18 protein-coding genes are annotated in these 23,161 nt (G+C 70.2%); 14 read left to right on the top strand and 4 right to left on the bottom strand.

Features of this window, described 5'->3' with window-relative positions; translation table 11 throughout:
* The first annotated feature begins 11 nt into the window (after positions 1-11).
* The 5 genes from WEF05_11035 (at position 12) to WEF05_11015 (ending at position 6,615) form a co-directional block, all read left to right on the top strand.
* Positions 12-947, top strand: coding sequence for an ABC transporter substrate-binding protein (locus WEF05_11035; GenBank protein MEX1102414.1), 936 nt, complete (start codon positions 12-14; stop codon positions 945-947).
* 147 nt (positions 948-1,094) lie between these two features.
* Positions 1,095-2,117 carry an agmatinase gene (gene speB, locus WEF05_11030; protein ID MEX1102413.1) on the top strand — a complete coding sequence of 341 codons (1,023 nt, stop codon included), beginning with the start codon at positions 1,095-1,097 and terminating at the stop codon, positions 2,115-2,117.
* A gap of 56 nt (positions 2,118-2,173) precedes the next feature.
* Complete coding sequence (locus tag WEF05_11025) at positions 2,174-3,133, top strand: MoxR family ATPase (GenBank protein MEX1102412.1); 960 nt, start codon at positions 2,174-2,176, stop codon at positions 3,131-3,133.
* 3 nt (positions 3,134-3,136) lie between these two features.
* Positions 3,137-4,363, top strand: a complete 1,227-nt coding sequence (locus WEF05_11020; protein MEX1102411.1) for a DUF58 domain-containing protein — start codon at positions 3,137-3,139, stop codon at positions 4,361-4,363.
* Complete coding sequence (locus WEF05_11015) at positions 4,360-6,615, top strand: DUF3488 and transglutaminase-like domain-containing protein (protein MEX1102410.1); 2,256 nt, start codon at positions 4,360-4,362, stop codon at positions 6,613-6,615. The genes WEF05_11020 and WEF05_11015 overlap by 4 nt, the downstream gene beginning before the upstream one ends.
* Here the strand turns inward: WEF05_11015 and WEF05_11010 are convergent.
* Positions 6,557-7,354: an SDR family NAD(P)-dependent oxidoreductase gene (locus tag WEF05_11010; protein MEX1102409.1), complete on the bottom strand. Its 798-nt coding sequence runs from the start codon at positions 7,352-7,354 to the stop codon at positions 6,557-6,559. The genes WEF05_11015 and WEF05_11010 overlap by 59 nt on opposite strands.
* 75 nt (positions 7,355-7,429) lie before the next feature.
* Here WEF05_11010 and WEF05_11005 point away from each other — a divergent pair, with 75 nt between their 5' ends.
* The 4 genes from WEF05_11005 (at position 7,430) to WEF05_10990 (ending at position 13,572) form a co-directional block, all read left to right on the top strand.
* Complete coding sequence (locus WEF05_11005) at positions 7,430-8,263, top strand: DNA-formamidopyrimidine glycosylase family protein (protein ID MEX1102408.1); 834 nt, start codon at positions 7,430-7,432, stop codon at positions 8,261-8,263.
* A 62-nt stretch (positions 8,264-8,325) separates the two neighbouring features.
* Positions 8,326-8,793, top strand: a complete 468-nt coding sequence (locus WEF05_11000) for a DUF2269 family protein (GenBank protein ID MEX1102407.1) — start codon at positions 8,326-8,328, stop codon at positions 8,791-8,793.
* An 85-nt stretch (positions 8,794-8,878) separates the two neighbouring features.
* Positions 8,879-12,277, top strand: coding sequence for an adenylate/guanylate cyclase domain-containing protein (locus tag WEF05_10995; GenBank protein ID MEX1102406.1), 3,399 nt, complete (start codon positions 8,879-8,881; stop codon positions 12,275-12,277).
* A 212-nt stretch (positions 12,278-12,489) separates the two neighbouring features.
* Positions 12,490-13,572 (top strand): hypothetical protein, encoded by a 1,083-nt coding sequence (locus WEF05_10990; protein ID MEX1102405.1) that lies wholly within the window; start codon positions 12,490-12,492, stop codon positions 13,570-13,572.
* A gap of 197 nt (positions 13,573-13,769) precedes the next feature.
* On the opposite strand, the gene WEF05_10985 is transcribed toward WEF05_10990, so the two are convergent.
* Positions 13,770-14,672 (bottom strand): PhnD/SsuA/transferrin family substrate-binding protein, encoded by a 903-nt coding sequence (locus WEF05_10985; protein ID MEX1102404.1) that lies wholly within the window; start codon positions 14,670-14,672, stop codon positions 13,770-13,772.
* Between the two features lie 63 nt (positions 14,673-14,735).
* Positions 14,736-15,467: a hypothetical protein gene (locus WEF05_10980; GenBank protein MEX1102403.1), complete on the bottom strand. Its 732-nt coding sequence runs from the start codon at positions 15,465-15,467 to the stop codon at positions 14,736-14,738.
* Positions 15,468-15,648: 181 nt separating this feature from the next.
* Between WEF05_10980 and lon the strand changes: the two genes are divergently transcribed.
* The 5 genes from lon (at position 15,649) to WEF05_10955 (ending at position 21,740) form a co-directional block, all read left to right on the top strand.
* Complete coding sequence (gene lon, locus WEF05_10975; GenBank protein MEX1102402.1) at positions 15,649-18,027, top strand: endopeptidase La; 2,379 nt, start codon at positions 15,649-15,651, stop codon at positions 18,025-18,027.
* Positions 18,028-18,075: 48 nt separating this feature from the next.
* Positions 18,076-18,321, top strand: coding sequence for a hypothetical protein (locus WEF05_10970; protein MEX1102401.1), 246 nt, complete (start codon positions 18,076-18,078; stop codon positions 18,319-18,321).
* 4 nt (positions 18,322-18,325) lie between these two features.
* Positions 18,326-18,922, top strand: coding sequence for an NAD(P)H-binding protein (locus WEF05_10965; protein ID MEX1102400.1), 597 nt, complete (start codon positions 18,326-18,328; stop codon positions 18,920-18,922).
* A 55-nt stretch (positions 18,923-18,977) separates the two neighbouring features.
* On the top strand, positions 18,978-20,210 hold the full coding sequence (locus tag WEF05_10960; protein ID MEX1102399.1) for an MFS transporter: 1,233 nt from the start codon (positions 18,978-18,980) through the stop codon (positions 20,208-20,210).
* 90 nt (positions 20,211-20,300) lie between these two features.
* A complete protein-coding gene (locus tag WEF05_10955) occupies positions 20,301-21,740 on the top strand; it encodes a multicopper oxidase family protein (protein ID MEX1102398.1) in 1,440 nt (479 codons plus the stop codon).
* A 5-nt stretch (positions 21,741-21,745) separates the two neighbouring features.
* Here WEF05_10955 and WEF05_10950 read toward each other — a convergent pair whose 3' ends face one another.
* Positions 21,746-23,104 (bottom strand): aspartate aminotransferase family protein, encoded by a 1,359-nt coding sequence (locus WEF05_10950; GenBank protein MEX1102397.1) that lies wholly within the window; start codon positions 23,102-23,104, stop codon positions 21,746-21,748.
* Positions 23,105-23,161: the final 57 nt, after the last annotated feature.

Below are 23,161 nucleotides of genomic sequence, written 5' to 3'. Positions count from 1 at the left end.
GGGGAATACCCATGCGGAAGCACCGCATGTTCGTCCTCGGGGCGGCCCTCGTGGCGACGGCGCTGACCGTCGCCGCATGCAGCGACAACGGGTCGGGTGGGGACGGCGACACCGGTGACGGCGGCACCGCCGACAAGGGCGAGATCACCGTCGGCGTCTCAGGCGCCTTCACCGAGAACCAGCTCGTGGCGGAGATGTACGGGCAGGTGCTGGAGAACGACGGCTACACCGTGACGCGCGAGCTCGACATCGAGAGCCGCGACGTCGGCAACACGGCGCTGGAGAACGGCGAGATCGACCTGAAGCCCGAGTACACGGGACCCGATCTGCTCACCTACGACCCGAAGGCGGATGCCAGCGGGACCCCGGACGAGGTCGCGCAGCGTCTGGCCGACGTCGTCGGACAGCAGGGGCTCGTGACCTATGCGATCTCTCCGGCGAACAGCTCGAACGTCTTCGTCACGACGCAGGATGTCGCGGACCAGTACTCGCTGACCGACATCAGCAGTCTGCAACCCTCGGCCGGCGACCTGACCCTGGGCGCTCCCCCCGACTGCCCGACGAACCCGTTCTGCGCCCCCGGGCTGAAGGACGTCTACGGGATCGAGTTCGCCGACATCAAGAAGCTCGACTTCGGCGGACGGAAGACCGTCGCCGCGATCGACAGCGGCGAGGTCCAGGTCGGCGTCCTCTTCTCGCTCACCCCGATCATCAGCGAGAAAGGGTACGTCAGCCTCGAGGACGACGAGCAGATGCTGGCGCTCGGCAACTTCGTGCCGGTGGTCCGGCAGGAGGTCGCTTCGGCGGACCTCGCGAGCGTGCTGGATCCGGTCACGACGTCGCTCACGGACGACGAGATGATCGAGATGATCGCCAGCGTCGACAATGATCGCGAGGACGTCGAAGACGTCGCGCTGGAGTACCTCCAAGGCAAGGGGCTGCTCTAGCCCGGGCGAGGTCCGAGCCGCCCCGCACCGGTGTCGCCGGTGCGGGGCGATGCTCGTGTTCGGCTGCCTCACTTCGGTGCCGGGCACGCGTTCGCGGTAGCCTCACCCGTCACGGCGTCCCGGCAGCGATGTATCAGGAGGACACGGGTGGGGGATCGGGAGTTCCGGATCGACGAGGGTGAGGAACCCTTCGGCGACGACGAGTACACCGAGTTCACCAACGAGGAGCTGCCGAGCTACGTCGGGTCCACGTCGTTCCAGAAGCGGCCCGTGTGCGACTCGGACGAGGCGCTGGCGGCCAGCGGTGCGGAGGTCGCGATCGTCGGCGCCCCGCTCGACGACGGCGCCTCGAACCGTCCCGGAGCCCGGTTCGGCCCGCGGGCGATCCGGCAGGCGACCTACCATTCGGGCGATCTCTGGTCGATCCAGCTCGAGACCGAGGTGTTCTCCAAGGTGAACGTCGTCGACGCGGGCGACGCCCCGGTCGTCGCGTCGAGGCTGAACCGTGGGCTGCGCGTGATCCACGAGAAGGTGTTTCGCGTCGCGTCGACCGGCGCGATCCCGATCGTGTTCGGCGGCGATCACTCGATCACCTACCCGAGCGCCGCGGCGATCGCGCGCGCCTGCGATCCGCGCAAGGTCGGGGTCGTGCACTTCGACGCCCACGCCGACACCGGGCACGAGGTGTGGGGCTCGCTCGTATCGCACGGCACCCCGATGCGCCGTTTGATCGAGGAAGGCTGGATCGCGGGCAAGAACTTCGTCCAGGTCGGTCTCCGCGGCTACTGGCCCGAGGCCGAGACGTTCGCCTGGATGCAGGAACAGGAGATGCGGTGGCACCGGATGGTCGAGATCGAGGAACGCGGCGCCGAGGCCGTGATCGCCGATGCGATCGCCGAGGCGCTCGACGGACCGGACTGCGTCTACCTCTCGATCGACGTCGACGTCGTCGACCCCGGTATGGCGCCGGGCACGGGAACCCCCGAGCCCGGGGGGATGCTCGGCCGCGAGCTGTTACGCGCGGTCCGTCAGATCGTCGGCGCCGTCGACCTCGTCGGCATGGACATCGTCGAGGTGTCCCCGCCGTTCGACAACGCCGAGGTCACGGCCGCGCTCGCGCATCGCTGCGCCCTCGAGGCGATCTCCGCCCTCGCGAAGAAGAAGGCCTGACCGGGGTCGCGTTCAAGTCCCGTCCGTGCCCGGACGATGACCTGTCCGGGAGCCCTATGCAGAGCGAGATCGCGCTGGACGAAACCACCGCCGCCTTCCAGCGCCTGGTCGGCAACATCGAGCGTGTGATCGCGGGGAGCACGCCCGCCGTCCGGGCCGCCGCCGTGTGCCTGTTCGCCGAGGGCAACCTGCTGCTGGAGGGCGTTCCCGGCGTGGGCAAGACGATGCTCGCGAGGGCGATCGCCCGATCGATCGGCGGCAGCTTCAGCCGGATCCAGGCCACCCCTGACCTGCTGCCCTCGGATCTCACCGGGATCTCCGTGTACGACCAGCGCCACGGCGCGTTCCAGTTCGTCGCCGGTCCGGTGTTCGCGAACGTCGTCCTCGTCGACGAGATCAACCGCACGACCCCGCGGACCCAGTCCGCGCTGCTGGAACCGATGGAGGAACGACAGGTGACCGTCGAGGGCACCTCGCATCCGCTCCCGTTGCCGTTCCTGCTCGTCGCGACCGAGAACCCGATCGAGCAACACGGCACCTACCCGCTGCCCGAGGGGCAGTTGGACCGGTTCACGATGACGGTGCAGGTCGGCTACCCGGAGCGCACCCAAGCCCGGGAGATCGTGCGGCGGCAGATGCACTCGCATCCGATCGAGGAGCTGCCGCAGATCCTGACCCCCGGCGAGATCCTCGCGCACCAGGAGGCCGTGCGGTCCGTTCACGTGGACGACTTCGTGATCGAGTACGTGGCCGCGCTCGTCGAGGCGACGCGCACGCATGCCGAGGTCGCGCTCGGGGCATCACCGCGATCGATGCTGATGCTCACCCGCGCCGCGCAGGCGAACGCGATCGGCGAGGGCCGGGCCTACGTGCTCCCCGACGACGTGAAGACGCTGGCGCCCTCCGTGCTCGGGCACCGGATCGTCGCCCAGGCCCAGGGACAGTCCACCGCGGCCGGGCGGGAGCTCGTCCGGCAGCTCCTCGACCAGGTTGCCGTTCCGCTCGGGACGCCCTGAGCGATGCCCCGCCCGACGAGGCGCTTCACCGCGCTCGTGGGAGGGGCCCTGCTGCTGTTCCTGATCGGGACGAACATCCAGTCCGGCTGGCTCTTCGTCCTCTCCGCGCTGTTGCTCGGCGCGGCGATCGGAGGGCTGCTGCTCCCGCGATGGATGGTGCGCGGCATCGAGATCTCACGATCCGCTCCTCTGGAGGCGACACAGGGTGTGGCCACGCAGGTTCGGCTGGAAGTGACGAACGCCTCGCGCGGCGTTGCGTGGCTCCTGGTGGTCGACGACGATCACCTCGCCCGGACGCGATTGCTCGTCGGGTCGGTCGCGCCGAACGAGCGCGTGTTCCTCGACGGGCAGCGGGTCCCTGCTCGCCGGGGAACCTGCACCACCTCCTCGGTCACGGTGACCTCGACCGCGCCCTTCGGGGTCGGGCGGGCTCGGGCCACGATCGAGGTCTCGACCACGACGACCGTGCTGCCCGCGTGGACCGAGCTCCCGGCGCCGGCGTTCGTGGCGCCCGCGCCGGCCCACGATCGAACCCTCCACTCGCGCGCCCGCCGGGGAACGGGTCCCGAGTACCTCGGGATCCGCGAGTACCGGTTCGGGGACAGCATGCGGCACGTCCACTGGCCGTCGACGGCGCGCACCGGGTCGGTCATGGTGCGCGAGTTCGAGCAGGAGCAGCGGCCGGTCCTCGTGCTGGTCGTCGACACGCTCGCCGATCGCGGCCTGCAGAACACACCGCTCGACCGCTGTTGTTCGATCGTGGCTTCGTGGGCCCTCGCGGCGATGCGCGCGGGCGTAACGATTCGGCTCGCGGCGGGTGTCGCCGGCAGGCTCGAGGTTCTCGAGGACGCCGACCCCCACCGCGTGCTGCGCTGGCTCGCCGATCTCCCGCGGTCCGGCGGCCTGGGTCTGGCCGAGGTGCTCGGCGCGCTCGCTCCGCGGCTCGACGCCGAGGGCGGGGTCCTCGTTGCGGCACCGACGTGGCGGGCCAATGACGCCGAACGGTTCCCGCCGGCGCTGCGCGGGCTCGCGCCGCGGGCGCAACGGCTGGCCGTGGCACTCGTGGACGCGGACGCCTACGAGGGCGAGCCGACCGCCCCGATCCTCGGGGCGGCGGACGCGACGCGGCTGACGGAGTCGCTGCTCGTCAGCGGGGTCGACGCCTTCCGCGTGCTGCCGGATGACGAGCTGTCCGACGTGCTCCCGGATCGGTATCGGTGGGGCGGATGAGCGCACCACAGAGCGCACCACAGAGCGCACCACAGGGGTGGCGGGCGTGGTACCGGAAGCGAACGGAGGGAACCCGGGCCGCACCCGAAGACTCGATCGCGATCCGGTCCGTCGCGGCGGCCGTGGTCATGATCTCGGTGGGTGCGGTGCTGGCGCAGGGGGTGGTCGACGCGTTCACGGGCGTCGCGGCGATCGTGCTTCCGCCGCTCGGATTCGTGTTCTCCCACATCCAGCGGCACCGGCCGAACCGCGGTACGAAGGTCGTGCTCGCGGTGGCGCTGCTCGCGGCCTTCGGTGCGTTCCTGCAGAGCGTGCGCTACGCGCCGAGCGTGGACGATGCGCGGACCTCCCTTGCAGCCCTGTTCCTCTGGGTGCAGGTGCTCCACTCCTTCGACGTGCCGCGCCGACGGGACCTCGGGTTCTCGATCGCCGCGAGCGTGATCCTGATGGCCGAGGCGGGTTCGCTCTCGCTCGATGCTTCCTTCGCGCTCTTCCTGATCCCGTGGGTCCTCCTGATGGGGGCGTGGCTCGTGCTGACCGCCGCGCCGCGCCCGGACACGCTCGACCGGGCGCGCGTGGAGCGCCGGCCCGCCGGTCATGCCCGGAGCACGGCGACCGCGGCGTGGGTCCGCACCGGGGCGTTCGGCGTCACCGCGCTCGTCCTGGCTGCCGGGTCGGCCTTCCTGCTCACCCCGCGGCTGCCGGGCGCCGTCGTGGTGACACCGCCCTTCCGTCTGGGTGGAGGTTCCGCCGGCGTCGCCGGCTTCGAGGGTCAGGTCGTGAACCCGGGGCTCCCCCAGTCGACGGGCGACCAAGCACCGAGCTTCTCCGAGAGCGCGTATCCGGGCTTCGGTGAGCAGGTCGATCTGCGGTCGCGGGGCCGGTTGTCCGACGAAGTCGTGCTCAAGGTGCGGGCGCCGCAGGCGGCCCTGTGGCGGGGTGAGGCGTTCGACCTCTTCGACGGCACGGCCTGGTCGATCGCGAACCGGGAGACGACCGGAACGGTGGCCACCGGTGACGGTGCGCAGGAGATCCCGTGGGTGGACGAACCGATCGTACCGACCGAGCGCGTGGTGCAGACCTTCTACGTGCAATCACGCCAGCCGAATGTCGTGTTCGGCGCGTGGCGTCCCTCCGAGGTCTACTTCCCGGCCGGAGGGTTGCGCGTCGACGGGTTCGGATCGGTCCGCGCGCCGATCTTCCTGGACGCAGGGATGATCTACTCGGTGGTCTCACGGTCCCCCCAGGCCTCGCCCGCGTTGCTCCGGTCGCTCCCCGGGGATTGGCCGCCGGAGACCCTGGCCACCTACACGCAGCTTCCTGCGGACTTCTCGCCGCGGGTGCGGGCGCTCGCCGAGGAGATCACCGCGGGGGCCGCGACTCCCTACGACGCCGTGATCGCGGTCGAGCGCTGGCTGCGTACCAACACCGAGTACAACCTGGATGTGCCGGTCGAGCCCGAGGGAGCGGATCCGATCGAGACGTTCCTGTTCGAACGGCGGGAGGGCTATTGCGAGCACATCGCGACGTCCATGGCCGTCCTGCTCCGTGCGGTCGGGATCCCGACACGGCTCGTCACGGGCTTCGGCCCGGGAGAACGCAACACGTTGACGGGGTATTTCGAGGTGAAGGCGTCCGACGCGCACGCCTGGGTCGAGGTGCTGTACCCGGGCGCCGGGTGGGTCGCCTACGACCCGACCTTCGGAGTGCCGCAGGTCGAGACCAGCCTGGGTGACCGAGTCCTGCTGCCGAAAGCACTCGGTGCGCTCGGGCGTTTCCTCGCGTCCCTCGTGCCCGATCCGATCGAGCGCACGGCGGCGGCCGTGGGTCGAACGGCGGCAGCGGGTGTGGCGATCGCCGCCCGCTGGTGGCCGCTGACCCTGCTCGTCGGCGGACTGGCGGCCGCCGGGATCGTGCGCGCGCGACGGAGAACCGCTCGGGCACGTCCCCGGGCGCCGTCTCCGACGCCGGCCACCCGCGCGTTCGAGGAGCTCTCGTCTGCCTTCGGCGTGCGCCGTCGGAGGAGCTCCGAGACGCCGGCGGAGTTCCTGCGGCGCACACGGGCGCAGGGGTCGCCCCCGGAGGTGATCTCGGACGCGGAGCTCGTCGTGAGGGTGTTCGAACGCGATCGGTTCGGCGAACGCTCCGCCGACGATGCGCAGATCGCCGCCGCGCTCGCGGCGGCCGCCCGGGTCAAGGCGCGGGTCGCACCACAGGAGGCTCGTCGCGCGGGTCGTACCACCCGCCGGTAAGGCTCCCGCCGTCGACGACGATCGTCTCGCCGGTCACGTACGAAGCGGCGTCGGAGGCGAGGAACAGCACGACCGACGCGACCTCGTCGGGACGGCCGAATCGACGCATCGGGATCGTCCGCAGGTAGTGATCGACGAAGTCCTCGCGCTCGACCTCCTCGGAGATCATCGGGGTGAGGGTCTCGCCGGGCGCGACGGCGTTCACGCGCACACCGCGATGGCCGAGCTCCAGGGCGAACGACCGGGTCAGCATCACGAGCCCGGCCTTGGAGGTGTTGTAGTCGGCCTGCGGTGCCTCGGCAGAGAAGGAATCCGTCGACGCGATGTTCACGATCGCTCCACCGCCGTGCTCGACCATGTGCCGCGCTGCCACCTGGCTCGCGAGGAACGGCGCGTCGAGGTTGATCGCCATCGTCTGCCGCCATTGCTGCCACGGGAGGTCGAGCACCGGTGCCGACAGCGCGACCCCGGCGTTGTTGACGAGGACGTCGAGCCCACCGAGGGCCTCGATCGCATCGAGCACGATCCGGCGCGCGGTCGTGGTCTCGGTGAGGTCGGCGACCGCTGTCTCGACTCGCTCGGGATGAGCGCTCGCCGCACGGACCGCCTCGAGCCGTTGCCCATCGCGCCCGACCGAGCGGACGCGTGCCCCCGCCGCGGCGAACGCGTGGACGATGGCAGCGCCGATCCCGCTGGAGCCGCCGGTGACGAGGACGCGTCGACCTGAGAAGTCCTGCATCGCTGCGGGCGAGGGTACGCGAGCCTCGATCCGGGCACAACGCGCCAAAGCGTCGCCCGCGGTAGCGTGGACGACGTGCCGGAACTTCCCGAGATGCAGGCGCTCGCGGAGCGACTCGAGGAGGCGCTCGCTGGCGGGGAGCTGCGGGCGATCACCCCATTGCAGTTCTCCGCGCGCAAGACCGCGCTCCCGGCGCCGGAGGACCTCGTCGGGAGAGGACTCGACTCGGTCGGGCGCCGCGGCAAGTACCTCGTCTGGACCTTCGGCGATCTCCGGTTGCTGATCCACCTTTCGCAAGGCGGCCGTGTCGACGTCGAGGATCCTCCCAAGTCGACGAAGCCGAAGGGTGCCGTCCTGCGATTGGAGTTCGTCGGCCGGCCTTCGGTGCTGATCAAGGAGTACGGGAGCAAGCGCAGGGCGGGCTGGTGGCTCCTCGGCCCGGGAGACGAGGGACCGCTCGCGAAGCTCGGGCCGGAGCCCGACACGCCGGCGTTCGCTGTGCTCGCGCGCGACGGCGACGATCGGCGGCGGTTGCATACGTTCCTGCGCGACCAGCGGACGGTCGCGGGGATCGGCCGCGGGTATGCCGACGACATCCTGCACGCCGCTCGCCTCTCACCGTTCCAGAGCCTCGCGAAGCTCGATGTCGCGGAGCGTGATCGACTGCTCGCCGCGATCGACGAGATCCTCGGTACGGCGCTCGCCACCGAACGCGCCCGCTCCGGCGGCCTTCCAGCGAAGCTCAGCGACCGGTTCGCCGTGCACGGGAGGGCCGGGCGGCCGTGCCCCCGGTGCGGCGACGATCTCCGGCGCGTCAGCTACGAGTCCCATGAGATCGCCTACTGCCCGACCTGCCAGACGAACGGGTCGATCCTGGCCGACCGCCGGATGTCCCGATTGCTGCGCTGACCCCCTCGCCCCCGGGTATGCTCGCGCGCGCTACGAACCGACGCCACCGCCGGGAGGAAACGATGTTCACGCTTCGCACCGTCCTGCTCTACATCCACATCGTCTGTGCCGTGGTCTGGGTGGGCGGGGCCGTCTTCGCTCAGGTGCTCGCGATCCGCGCGGAGCGCTCGACCGATCCGTCCGAGATCGTTCGGACGGGCAAGTCGATCGAGTTCGTCGGGCAGCGCCTCTTCATCCCGGCCTCGGTCATCCTGTTCCTCGCCGGCGTGTGGCTCGTGATCGACTCCGCCGGCTACGACTTCGAGCAGCCGTGGATCGCGATCGCGATCGTCCTGTGGCTGACCTCGGCCCTGGTCGGCTCGCTGTACCTGGGCCCGACCTCGAAGAAGATCTCCTTGGCGTTCGAAGCCGAGGGGCCGACCTCGGCCTCGGGCACGGCGATGATGAAACGGGTCTTCCTCGTCTCCCGGATCGAGCTGCTCGGCTTGCTGCTTGTCATCGGCCTGATGGTCTTCAAACCGGGCGTCTGACAGAGCGCTCTCCCGGCATCGTCGGGGCGGCGCCGCGCGCCGGATCGGCGCAGAACGACCGCAGGGCCGGACGTAGACTGCCCGCGTGCGTGCCTGTCCCGTCTGTCACGAACCGAACCCCGACCGAGCTCGGTTCTGTCTCCGGTGCGGTGCCGCGCTCGGAACCTCCGGGCAGGCCGAGGAGCGCAAGGTCGTCACGGTGCTGTTCGCGGAGGCGGTCGGCCTCGCTCCGGACGCCGGAACCGATCCCGAGACCCTGAAGGCGGCGCTCGAGCCGTTCCATGCGCGCTGCATGACCGACGTCGAGAGCTTCGGCGGGACGATCGACAAGTTCATCGGCAACGTCGTGTTCGCGGTGTTCGGAGCTCCGATGCAGCACGAGGACGACCCGCAGCGCGCGGTTCTCGCGGCTCTCAAGCTGCAGCGATCGGCCGCCGAGCTCCAGCAGCAGCGTCCGGATGTGGACCTGCGGCTGCGGATCGGGGTCAACACCGGCGAGGTCGTCGTGGCGTTCGGTGCGGGTCCGCAGGTCGGCGAGCGGGTGACCGGCGACGCGGTGAACATCGCCTCGCGCCTGCAGACCTCTGCCGAACCCGGCGAGATCGTGGTCGGCGAGACGACCTACCGGGCGACGCGCGCGAGGTTCTCCTACGAGGACCGCGACGCCGTCCGGGTCAAGGGGAAGGCCGAACCGCTCGCGCGCTGGCGTCCGGTGATGCCCAGGGCCAGGTTCGGCGTCGACGTCCGTGAGCTCGCGACGACACCGTTCGTGGGACGCGCGGACGAGCGTGCGTTGCTGAACGGCGCGTACCGGCGGGCGTTGCTCGAACCCTCGGCTCAGCTCGTGACGGTGATCGGCGAGCCGGGCGTGGGCAAGAGCCGGTTGATCGACGAGTTGTCGGCCTACCTCGACACCGTTCCCGAACTCGTGCGCTGGCGGCAGGGACGGTGTCTGCCGTACGGCCCGCAGGGGGAGGGCGTCAGCTTCTGGGCGCTCGGGGAGATCGTGAAGTCCGAAGCCGGGATCCTCGATGACGACTCCCCGGCGGAGGCCGTCGTGAGATTGCGCGCCGCCGTCGGCGCGATCGGCGTCGCCGAGCAGGAGGCCGACTGGCTCGTTCCCCGCCTGGCACCGCTCGCGGGCCTCGGAGAGGAACAGCGATCGCTCCCGAGGTCGGAGCTGTTCGCGGCATGGAGGCGCTACCTCGAGGCCCTCGCGATCGACGGTCCGACCGTGCTCGTGATCGAGGACCTGCATTGGGCGGATGCCTCGTTGCTCGAGTTCGTGAACGAACTCGTCGACTGGACGGCCGGCGTCCCGCTGCTCTTGTTGTGCGCGAGCCGGCCGGAGCTGTTCGATCGCCACCCGGGCTGGGGCGGAGGCAAGCGGAACTCGCTCACGATCTCGCTGTCGCCGCTCACGGGGGCGGAGACCTCGCAGCTGCTCTCGGCGCTCCTCGACGAACGGGTGCTCGATCCCGAGACCCATCGCGAGATCCTGCAGCAGTGCGGAGGCAACCCGCTGTACGCGGAGGAGTTCGTTCGGATGCTGTCGGACCGGGGGCTGCTGACTCCCGACACCACCAGCGGCGTGGGAGATGCCGAGGTGGTCGTGCCGCCGACGATCCAGGGACTGATCGCGGCGCGGCTGGATGTGCTCCCGCCGGAGCGGAAGGTGCTGCTCCACGACGCGGCCGTGCTCGGCAAGGTGTTCTGGTCGGGAGCGGTGGCATCGATGGCGGTGGTGCCCGTCGCGTCCGTCGAGGAGGCCTTCGTCGACCTCTCCCGCCGCGAACTGATCCGGCATGCGCGCACCTCGAGCGTCCGGGACGAGTCCGAGTACGCGTTCTGGCACGAGCTCGTGCAGGTCGTGACGTACGGGCAGATCCCGCGGCGGGCGCGGGCCGAGAAGCATCGGGCCGCTGCGGCGTGGCTCGAACAGCTCGCGGACGATCGGCGCTCGGACCTGGCCGAGCAGCTCGCTTACCACTACGGGGAAGCGCTCTCGCTCGCGGACCCCGGACAGGTGGATCCGGGGCTGAACGAACGCGCCGCCCTCGCGTTCCTGCTCGTCGGCCAGCGCTCTCGAGAGCTCGACGCCGCCCGGGCCGAACGTGCGATCTCCCGGGCGCTGGAGCTGCTACCGCCCGGACATCCCTCGCGCGCCGAGGTGCTCGCCGCCGCCGGCCAGGCCGCGACGGCGCTCGGACATCTGGGGGAGGGGGTGGTGCGCTACCGCGAGGCGATCGAGACCTATGCCGAAGCCGGCGACATCCTCGGTCGTGCGGACACGATGGTGGCCCTCGCCCGGACGATGAGCCTGCAGGAGGGTTCCGAACAAGTACTCGCCGTCCTGGACGAGGCGATCTCCCTCCTCGAGGGGCAGCCGCCCGGACGGGAGCTCGTCCGGGCGTACGCCCACTACGCGGGAACGCTGTGGGTGGCCGGCGACGAGCCGGCGACCCGGGCGTGGGCGGACAAGGGGGTCACGCTCGCGCATGATCTGGAGCTCGAGGACGAGGCCGTCCTTCCCCTCCAGTATCGCGGTGCCGCACGCAGCGCCGAGGGAGACGCCGGCGGCCTGGACGACCTCCGCGAGGCGATCCGGCTCGGGCAGGCCCACGGCCTGTCGGAGGAGACCTCGATCGCCCACAACAACTACGCCTACGAGCTCTGGTTCCGAGAGGGACCGCGGCCGGCGCTCGCCGAGTGGACCGAGATGGAGGCCTTCGCGGGTCCGCGAGGGTTCACGACGCGGCGTATCTGGGCCACGGGCGGCCGCGTCGCGGCGCTCTACGACCTGGGGGAGTGGGACGAGGCGCTCGAGCTCGCCGACGACGTCGCCGCCTCGTCGGCGGGACGCGACGCGAACATCGGTGTCCTCGTCGAGCTCTACGCGGCCCGGATCCGGCTGGCCCGCGGGGAGATCGACGACGCCGCCGGTCTGATCGATGACGCCGTGCCGAGGGCTCGTCGCCTCGAGCTCCCCGAATACGAGGCTCCCGCGCACCTCGCGGCGGCGCAGTTGGAGCTCGCGCGGGGAGATCGAACGCACGCGTCCGCGCATCTGCGCGGGTTCGCCGCCGCGACCGAGGCCCAGCCCGGTGTGCGGATGATCTTCCTCCCCGATGCCGTGCGCTCGGCGATCGCGCTGGACCTGCTCGATGCGGTCGAGCCGATGCTCGAAGGAGGGCTCGAGCGACGAGCTTGGCGGGGAGATCTCGTGGTGCGGACCGCCCGCGCCGCCGTGCGCGAGGCCCAGGGCCGGCTGGAGGAGGCGGCCGCCGCGTTCGGTGAGGTCGCCGAGGGGTGGGACGCCTACGGGGTGCCACCGGAGGTCGGCCACGCTCTCCTCGCGCGCGCGCGATGCTTCGGCGCACTCGGCCTGGTCTCCGATCGCCGGATCGCGGTGGACGGGGCGCGTGCGATCGTCGACCGGATCGGCGCCCGGCCGCTGACCGAGGCCCTCGATCGTCTCGGATGAGCCCCGATCCGGAACATCGATCCGAGAACCTCCCCGAACAGGCACGGATCGGTGCCTGTCGCGGGCCGCGAGGCCGTGCCCACCGCCGAGCCGGGCTGTGACCTGGGTCGTTGTTCCTGTCCGATCGTGCGTCTAGTATCCGGCGCGTCCCCGGGAGTTCCGCGTAGCTCGACGCTGCCCTCCGACGCTCCCGGGGAGGGGAGGTTGGAATCATGCCCGACGAGCAGGGGATCACCCGACGTGAAGCGTTCCGCCGTCTCGGCGCGGGCGCAGCCGGTCTGACCGCGGCCCGGCTCCTGACCGATCTCGGCCCCACGGCGGAGATCGCAGATGCATACCCGAGGGACGGCAAGATCATCCTCGGGGCGTACGCCGGTCCGTGGCCCGGCGACAGGCGTTACCCGGTCCACCGGGAGAAGGCGTGGTCCACGTATCGGAACTCGGTCACTACCCTCGAGGACCGCACCGGCCGCAGGCTCGGGATGCATCGGATCTTCTACCAATGGGATCATCCCTGGCCCACCGACTACGACCGGTGGAGCGCATCGCCGACCAACGACGGGCGACGGGGACGAAAGCTGTTCCTGTCGTGGAACGCGGTCGAAAGCTCCGGGGGCCGCACGAGATACATCCCGTGGAGCAGGATCGCCCAGGGCCACCACGACGACCGGATCCGACACCGCGCGCGAGGGGTGCTCGATTTCTACCGGCGGATGGCCGCCAAGGGATCGGACGCGACGAAGCGGATGTACCTGTGCTTCAACCACGAGTGCGAGGGGGCAGTCTCCAAGCAGCACAACGGGAACGCCGAGGAGTTCAAGCGTGCCTGGTGGCGGATCCACAAGATCTTCCGCCAGGAGGGTGCGGCCGACAAGGTGTACTGGAGTTGGACCGTGACCGCCTGGGGCCTGGAGAACGGCCACGCGGCCAAGTACTACCCGGGCAAGGACTTCGTCGACCGGGTCGCCGTCACCGGCTACAACTGGGACAAGTGCGAGGCCGACCGCAAGTGGCGATGGATGGGCGAGATCATCCGTCCGAGCTACGACTGGGCCCGGCGCAGGGGCAAGAAGCTCATCGTCGCCGAGTGGGGAACCACCGAGAGCGTCCCGGGACGTCCTTCGAAGGCGGAATGGATCGCGAACGCTCGGAAGACGTTCAAGAGCGACCGCTGGAAGGGTCTGGAGGCGCTCCTGTATTACAACTCCGACTCGGACTGCAACTGGTGGGTCTACAGCTCCTCGTCCGCGGAGAAGGCCTGGCGGGCGATGGCGACGGACCGCTACTACCGCTGACGGGTGGGAGCGGCGGCGGGACCCGCTCGGTGGAAAGGGTCCCGTCGCCGTCGCCCCCCTCAGCCGGTTCGGAGCGGGCGGTCGCTCCGAGCCCTGCGGCAGTTGGTGCGGTGCTCCCGGATCCGGTACGGGGCGGTACCCGGAACCCGGTATGGATCAGGTATCGGCGGGGAGGGAGCCCGAACTTGAGCTTCTTGTCACCCTTTCTTTCCGGTCCCCCGGCGGCGGGGGATGGGTCCTGCGTCGCCCGGCCCACCCTCTGTGCCCGGGGAAGCGGAAACCGGGTCGAGTCCCGCCGCCTCCACCGCGGCTCGCATCCTGCGGATCGGCGCGTAGTCCTCGGAGGACACAGGCACGAACCGCTCGATAAGACAGGATCGCAGCACGGCCCGGTCGGCGGGATCCCGGCCGAGATCCACGAGGGCGTGCCGGATCCGGGCACGGTCGTCGATCGTGAGTGAGGTCGAGGCGACCACGGGCTGGATCGGTGATGGACCGAGCGCCTCGAGCACGCGGATCCGCGCGCCGAGCTCCGGATCGTTCGCCAACTCCAGCTCGAGCACCTGCGCGTCGATCGCCGCGCTGTCGACCTCACCGGAGGCGACCCGGCGCAGGGACCGAGCGTGCGACCCGGTTCGTTCGATCCGACCGAAGAAGTCCCGGCCCACCCCTCGCTGGGCGAGGGTCGCGAGCATGATCCCGTAACCGGAGTGCGAGGCCTCCTCGTTGAAGGCCCAGCTCCACCCACGCAGATCCGCGAAGGACCGGGCGGGGTCGCCGGCGCGAACGATCAGGTCGGAGTAGTGCACGGGCCGGTCCCCGTACCGCTTGCCCGTCAAGACCGGCGCCGCGAGGATCTCCACGGCTGCGGGATCGCGATCGGCGAGTGCGAGCGCCGGCGGCGAGCACAGGAACGCGGCGTGCTGTACACCGCCGGCCAGGTCCTCCGGATCGGTGCCCACGACGAGCTCCGCCTCGACGCCGATCGCCTCGCCGATCCGTTCGGCCGCGAGCCGATACACCGGGAGGACGTGCGGTGCGAGGTAGGTGGCGACCCGCACGGGGTCGTGGGGATCCCGTTGTTCACCGACCGGGTTCATCCGGCCACCGTACCGCGGGGCGAGACCGGGGAGATCGGCGTGGAAGCTGGTGTAGGCGACGGGTCAACCGACGCCCTGCATCATCTGCACGGTGAACAGGCGCGCGTCCTCGGTCGTCGCGCTCGGCGAGCCGACCATCGACAGGTTGAGGCCGTCCTTCGCGACGCAGGCGGTGGCGAAGGTCTGCCCCTCGACCCGGCCGCATGCGATCTCGATGTCCCCCTCCCGGGAGAACGCGAAGCCGTCGAGATCGGTCTGCGAGACCCCCTCGATGGCGAGGCTGTCGATGTGTTCTCGGAGCGACGGGTTGATCCCCGTGCCGACGATCGCGATGTAGGTGGGAACGGTCCCGCCGGACGCGCCGTAGATCCCGAAGGTCGACCTCGGGGTCCACTCCTCGCGCAGACGTTCCCCGAGCGGTCGGATCAACGGCGACCCTTCCAGGTCGGTCATGCGCACCATCGATCCGACCTGCATCGGTAGTTCCGGCGCCCCGCGGAGGACGTTGATGTAGATCAGCCACGCCCCGAAGGCCACGACGCCGAGCACCAGGAGCCACACCAGCACCCGGCCGACGGAGATCCGGCGCCCGGCGGGCGCGGGCGTCGGGGCCGACGTGGGGTTCTCGAGCATCCGAGGGGTGAGGGCGGGAGCTCCGATCCCGGAGCCTCCGGCGAAGCCGGCCGGCCCCACGGGCGCACGGGCGGGGGCCGCGGTCGGCACGTAGCACTGCCAGCAGAACGTCGCTCCGGGCGGGTTCGTCGCTCCGCAGGAACCGCAGCTCGTGCCGTCCATCACTTCCCTCCGTCACCGTCGTCCCTCGTTCCATCGGAAGGCATCCGGCCTCGCTGAAGTCAGCGGGCAGCTGAGGTGCGTAATCGTCATTACAGGAATACCCACGCCTGAGCGAGCGTTTCGATGGACGTGCGGCCCGACCGGTCGTGCACGTCACCGGAACGCCGAATCGAGGTTCGAGATGACCGAACTCCAGACCACCGATGTCCTTCCCTTGCTCCCGCTGACCACCGGCGTCGTGCTGCCTGGGATGGTCGTGACCCTGACGGTCGAATCCGATGAAGCCCGAACCGCGGTTGCCGCCGCCCAGTCCGGGGACGGGAGGCTCCTGCTCGTGCCGCGGACCGACTCCGGGTACGCCCGCGTCGGCACCGTGGCGACCCTGGAGGACGTTGGCACGCTGAACTCCGGACTCGAGGCGCTCGTGATCCGCGGAACCGCCCGTGCCACCTTGGGCGTCGGCGTTCCCGGAACCGGCGAGGCGACCTGGGTGCAGGTCGACGAGGTCGAGGTGTCCGAGCCCAGCGAGCGCGCCCGAGAACTTGCCCGCGAGTACCGTGCGGTGCTCGAGAACATCGTGGAAGCGCGGGGTGTGCCGCAAGTCGTGGAGTTCCTGCGCCAGATCGCGGACGATCCGGGCGCGATCGCCGACACGAGTGGCTACTCGCCCGATCTGTCGTTCGAGCAGAAGGTTCGCGTGCTCGAGACGATCGACCTCGAGGAGCGCCTCGCGTTCGTCCTCGAGTTGTCCAAGTCGACACTCGCCGACGTCGAGCTGAAGGAGAAGATCCGCACCGACGTCACCGAGGGGATGGAGAAGCGGCAGCGCGAGTTCCTGTTGCGGGAGCAGATGAGCGCGATCCGCAAGGAGCTCGGGGAGGACTCCGAGGAGGACGTCGTCGAAACCTACCGGGGCAAGATCGCCGACTCCGGGATGCCCGAGGAGGCGGCCACGGAGGCCGAACGCGAGCTCTCCCGACTCGAACGCACCTCCGAGCAGTCGCCCGAATACGGCTGGATCCGAACCTGGCTCGACTGGATCACCGAGCTTCCCTGGGATGAGCGTACCGACGACACCCTCGACATCGCCGAGGCGAAGCGGATCCTCGACGAGGATCACACCGGCCTGGACGACGTGAAGGATCGGATCCTGGAGTACCTGGCCGTCCGGAAGCTGCGTGCCGATCGCGGTTTGGGTGCCGCGACCGGGCGAGGCTCCGGGGCGATCCTGACCCTGGTGGGACCTCCCGGCGTGGGGAAGACGAGCCTCGGGGAGTCGGTCGCCCGCGCCCTCGGCCGGAGGTTCGTGCGCGTTGCGCTCGGCGGTATCCACGACGAGGCCGAGATCCGCGGTCACCGTCGCACCTACGTCGGCGCGCTGCCGGGACGGATCGTGCGCGCCCTGAAGGACGCCGGCACGAAGAACCCGGTGATGATGCTCGACGAGATCGACAAGGTGGGTGCCGACTGGCGCGGCGACCCCTCGAGCGCGTTGCTCGAGGTGCTCGACCCCGCTCAGAACCACACATTCCGTGATCACTACCTCGACGTGGATCTCGACCTGTCGGAGGTGCTGTTCATCGCGACCGGCAACGTCGCGGAGACGATCCCCGGTCCGCTGCTGGATCGCATGGAGGTGCTGCGCCTCGACGGCTACACCGAGGAGGAGAAGGTCGGGATCGCCCGCGATCACCTGCTCGAGCGCCAGCTCGAGCGCACCGGCCTGCGGCCCGGAGAGGTCGAGGTCGATGACGAGGCGCTGCGGGTCGTCGTCTCGGACTACACGCGCGAAGCGGGGGTTCGCGGTCTCGAGCGCGAGCTCGGCAAGCTGCTGCGGAAGATCGCGACCAAGCTCGCGGGCGACGACGTGACATCGCCGGTCCGGATCGGCGCGCCCGACGTGCGCACCTACCTCGGGCGGCAACGGTTCTTCTTCGAGGCCGCAGACCGAACGGCGGTTCCCGGCGTGGCGACCGGCCTGGCCGTCACCGGGATCGGCGGCGACGTGCTGTTCATCGAGGCCATGCGGATCGACGACGCGGGCGCCAGCGGTTCCGGCGGCGGGAGCGTTAACGCGCTGACGCTGACGGGGCAGCTTGGCGACGTGATGAAGGAATCGGCCCAGATCGCGCTGTCGTACGTGCGCTCGCACGCCGCGGAACTGGGGATCGACCCGGCGACGCTCGACGGGCGCTACCACCTGCACGTGCCCGCGGGTGCCGTTCCCAAGGACGGCCCATCGGCCGGCGTGACGATGACGACGGCGCTCGTCAGCCTGCTCACCCAGCGCCCCGTGCGTCCGATCGTGGGGATGACCGGTGAGGTCACGCTGCAGGGCCGCGTCCTACCGATCGGTGGGGTCAAGCAGAAGGTGCTCGCGGCACACCGAGCGGGGCTGCGCGAGGTCGTCCTGCCCAAGCGGAACGAAGGCGACATCGAGGACGTCCCCGAGCAGGTCCGTGACGAGATGACCTTCCACATCGCCGAGGACATCCGCGAGGTGCTGAACGTCGCGCTGCGTGTCGAGCAACCGCGTCCGGACGTCATCGACGCTGCCTGACATCGTCGATCGTCCGGATCCGGTTCCGGCCGGTGTAGGCTCTGCCGCATGGGAAGCGGAGGCAAGAAGAGGAAGAGCCGCAAGGGCGGTCCGGTCAAGCACCTCCCGAAGGTCGGATCCGAAGAGGACATCCGACGGTCCCAGCGGGAGGAGCGCCACATGGTGATGCGCGACATCGGGGTTCCCGTCGATCGCATGGAGGGTTCCGGTGCGGGGCGGGTCGCCGTGTTGGTCGTGGGTGGGGTCCTGGTGATCGCCGCGCTCGCAGGTCTCGCGCTGCTGATCTTCCGCTGATGCGATGCGTGTAGCGATCTTCGGTGCGACGGGAAGGACCGGGCGCCTGGTCGTCGACGATGCGCTCGCGCGAGGCTTCGACGTCACCGCGTTCGTCCGCCGAACCCCCGATCCTGCCTTCGATCAGGCGGTCCGCGTCGTGACCGGCGACGCCCGCGATCCCGAGCATGTGCGGGCGGCCCTCGAGGGGGCCGACGCCGTCGTCTCGGTGTTGGCGATCCGGGAGGGGACCGAGCCCACCACGGAGCTGTCCGAGGCCACCCACACGATCATCGAGGCGATGCGTGCTCACGGCCCGCGCCGGTTGGTCCTGACCGTCAACACGAGCGTGTTCCACGACCGTCCGGTCTCGCCGCCGTTCGGGATCGTGGCAGACGAGCATCGGCGCAACGTCGCCCTCCTGCGGGCCACATCGGACCTGGACTGGACCGTCCTCGCGCCGATGTTCCTGACCGACGATCCTCCGTCGGGCCGGGTGCGCACCGAGGTCGACGCGAAGGCGCCGGGCAAGGGTCTCACCCGTGCGGACCTGGCGACCGCGGTCCTCGACGCGATCGCCCACGAGGACTGGATCGGTCACGTGGTCGGCGCCTCGAACTGATCCACCACGCCAGCCCGGAGTGCCGCTCGTACTCCTCGGTGGTGTGATGGGGGACATGTCCCGCGCCCCGCACGCCGCCGCCCCGTCCGGCGCGCCCCGCCCGACGCTCGTCACCCCGGTCTTCGTCCTCGTCACGTTCTCCACGTTCGCCTACTTCGTGGCGATCGGGGTCCTGTTGCCCACGCTGCCGCTGTACGTCCGTGGACCGCTGGGAGGGGGCCCGGCGGCGGTGGGGCTGGCCGTCGGAGCCTTCGCGATCACCTCCCTGGTCCTTCGACCGTTCATGGGACGGATCGGCGACACGCGCGGCCGCCGCGTGCTGCTGCTCGCCGGGGGAGCGCTGGCGGCCGCCTCGTCCGCCGGGTACGTCGTCGCGGGGTCGCTCGCGTTCGTCGTCGCGTTCCGTCTGCTGGCAGGGGTCGCCGAGGCGTGTTTCTTCGTCGGGGCTGCTGCCGCGATCAACGACCTTGCTCCCGACGAACGCCGGGGGGAAGCGGTGAGCCTGTTCTCCCTCGCGCTGTACGGAGCGCTCGCCGTCGGTCCCGTTCTCGGCGAGTTCGTCCTCGACCGGGTGAGCTTCGACGCCGTCTGGCTGGTGTCCGCGACCGCCGGCGCGGTCGCGGTCCTGCTGGCGATCGCGGTGCCCGACACGCGTACGGCGATCGTCGCCGATCCGCCGCGTTCACGGATCGTGAACCCCGCTGCCGTTCGTCCCGGTCTGGTCCTGGTCGCGAGCATCTGGGGGTTCGCGGGGTTCAGCGCGTTCGCGGCCCTGTACGCACGCTCGCTCGGTCTGTCGGGCTCGCAGCTCGTCTTCGTCGAATTCGCGGTGATCGTGCTCCTGATCCGCAGCGTCGGAGCCCGCCTGCCGGACCGGCTCGGCTTCGTCCGGTGCGCCCAGCTCGCACTCGCCGCGAACGCGGTGGGTCTCGCGGTCATGGGTCTGTGGCAGACCCCGGCGGGTCTGTTCACGGGAACGGCGATGTTCGCGGTCGGACAGGGGCTGGCGTTTCCCGCGCTGATGTCGCTGGCCGTCGGGGCCGCGCCCGCATCCGAGCGCGGATCCGTGGTCGGAACGTTCACGGCGTTCTTCGACCTGTCCTACGGGGTCGGCGCCGCGACGCTCGGGGGAGTCGCGGCAGCCCTCGGGTACGGGCAGACCTTGGTCGCCGGCGCGCTCGTCGCGGTGGTGGGCTTCGTGCCCCTCGCCGGGATCCGCGAGCCCGATCGGATGCGCGGCCCGGACGAGGGGCTCGGGGTCGAGGGCGTGGAGGACCCGGCGGGCTGATTCGCAGCGCCCGAGGTCGTTGTACCGGTCCCCCGCGCCGGGCAGACTCCTTCCGACGGGCGGCTCGGGGGGATCGTGACGCGACGAAGGATGCGCTGGTTCGTGGTGGCCTGGGCGATGGTGCTGCTCGCCGCGTCGTGCACGAGTGACGGCGGGGAGGGTGACGACGGCGCCTCACCGTCCTCGCAGGCCCCGTCGCCGGCCGCGACGGCCCCGATCACCGCGACCTCGGAGGGAGAACCGCTCGCGACCCCGCCGGAGCTCGTGAGCGCCGATGGAACGCTGTCGGCCACCCTGACCCTTGAGCAGACCCTGGTCGACGTGGCCGGGGAATCGGTGACCGCTCTCGCAGTGAACGAGAGTTGGACGATGCCGACCCTGCGGTTCGCTCCCGGCGACACGGTGGAGCTCGACCTCGTGAACGACACCGACCAGCGGGTGAACCTACACTTCCACGGCCTCCATGTCTCGCCGAAGGGCGAGTCCGACAACGTGTTCCGTGTCGTCGAGCCGGGAACGACGGCCCACTACCGGCTCGACATCCCCGCGGATCATGAGCCGGGCACCTTCTGGTACCACTCGCACATGCACGGCATCTCGGACGAACAGGTGTATCGGGGGATGTCGGGGATCATGATCGTCGACGGGTTGGCCGAGCTGCTCCCCGAGGTGCTGGCGGACGTTGAGCAGCGTGTGTTCGCGTTCAAGCAGGTCGGTTTCGCGGAAGGTTCCGACGGTATGGAGATCCCCGCCGCCGCGCCCAAGCGACAGCACCTGGTCGTGAACGGTCAGCTTCGGCCCGAGGTCTCGATCCGAGAGGGAGAGACGCAGCTGTGGCGCCTCGCGAACATCTCCGCCGACACCTGGTTCGACGTCAAGCTGAGAGGTCACACGTTGCACGTGATCGCCGAGGACGCCTGGCCGGTCGCCGAAGTCTGGCCTGCGGACTCGCTCGTGCTCCCACCGGGGAAGCGCTTCGACGTCCTCGTGCAGGGTGGCGACACCGGTGTGACCGAGCTGATCACCCGCACCTACGACCAGGGGTTCCAGGTGTTCCCCGAGGAGACGCTCGCGATGGTGGCCGTCAGTGGCGGCGGCGATCCGGCTCCGATCCCGGAGCAGATGGCGCCGTTCGAGGACCTCGAGGGAGCGGAGATCGCCCAGGAGCGGTCGTTCGACTTCACGATCCAACCCAAGCCGCTCGAGTTCCTGATCAACGGCAAGGCCTACAACCACCACCGGATCGATGCCACACCCACGCTGGGAACCGTCGAGGAGTGGACGCTCACGAACAACTCAACCGAGCAGCATCCGTTCCATATACACGTGAACGACTTCCAGGTGATGAGCGTGGACGGGAAGCCCTACGACGCGAAGGGCCGGCAGGACACCGTCGTGTTACCGATCGGGGGAGAGGTCGTGATCCGGATCCCCTTCGAGGACTTCGACGGGAAGTTCGTGTTCCACTGCCACATCCTGTTCCACGAGGACCACGGGATGATGGCGATCGTCGACGTCGAGGCCGCCTAGCGGGTTCACGCGATGAGCTCGGCGGCCATCTCGCCGAACACCTCCGTGTGCAGGTCCACGTCGGCCTCGGTGGTCATCGGCGACATCAAGGCCATGTTGTGGAAGGGCGTCAGCAGGATCCCGCGGTTCAGTGCGTACAGATGCGTGAACGCCGACAGATCCGGGTCGTCGAACGACGCGGCTTCGGCGCCGTCGCGCGGCGGGTTCGGTGCGAACCAATACTCGCTGCGCGCGCCGAGGCGCTGCACGTCCCAGGGCAGGCCGTGGCTGTCGATCACATCGCGGACGCCACGTTCCCAGCGCTCGGCGAGGGGGATCATGCGGGCGAACGCGTCGTCGGTCAGCACGTGCTCGAGCGTGGCGCGGATCGCGGCGAGCGAGAGCGCGTTGCCCGCGAGCGTTCCGCCGAACCCGCCGACGTCGATGTAGTCGGCGTCGGTCCGAGCGAACATCCGGTCGCGGACCTCCTCGGTGATGCCGAACGTTCCCGCGGGGACGCCGCTCCCGATCGGCTTGCCGATCGTGAGCACGTCCGGCTCCAAGCCATGCGCGGCGGTGTAGCCGCCGGGTCCGGTCGAGATCGTGTGGGTCTCGTCGACCACCAGCAGCGCACCGTTCTGCCTCGTGATCGAGCGGAGCGCGTCGTGGAAGCCGGCGTCGGGAAGCACGATGCCGATGTTGGTGAGCGCGGGTTCGGTGAGGACGCAGGCGACGTCCCCGTGTGCGAGTTCGCGTTCCAGAGCATCGAGGTCGTTGAAGGCAACGACGCGGGTCGTCTCCTCGAGCGGCACGGGAGGGCCGACATTGCCGTGGCGGGCGACGACGCGGCCGTCCTCGAGGCTCGCGACCGTCTCGTCGACGCTCCCGTGGTAGCAGTGATCGAAGACCAGGATCCTCGGACGCTCGGTGATCTCGCGGCACAGGCGGATCGTGAACCGGTTCGCGTCGCTCGCCGTCAGGCAGAACTGCCATAGCGGCAACCCGAACCGTCGCGTCAACTCCTCGCCGACCCAGACCGCGTCCTCGGTGGGGAGCATCGTGGTGATCCCGCGGCCGAGCTGTTCGGTGATCGCGGCGGTGGATGCGGCGGGGACGTGGCCGGTCATCGCGCCGGTGTCGCCGAGACACAGGTCGACGTACTCGTGCCCGTCCACATCCGTGATCCGCGCACCGCGCGCGTGGTCCATGAAGAGCGGGAACCCGCCGGGCCAGGCCATCATCCACGTCATCGGGACACCGCCCACGAGCGAGCCGTTCGCACGCTTGGCCAGCGCCGCGCTGCTCGGATGCTCGGCGACGAATCGCTGTTCCTCGCGTTGGTGGAGCGTGCGGAGCCGGGTCCGGTCGATCGATGCGGCGCTCACGTCGGGTCCCCTCTCGTCGGGTGCTCGGTCCGTCGGTGGTTCGATCCGAGGAGGGTA

Source organism: Actinomycetota bacterium (assembly GCA_040881665.1).
GTDB lineage: Bacteria > Actinomycetota > UBA4738 > UBA4738 > HRBIN12 > JBBDWR01.
The sequence above is the reverse complement of the archived record's forward strand: the minus strand, read 5'-3'. Positions and strand labels throughout refer to the sequence as shown.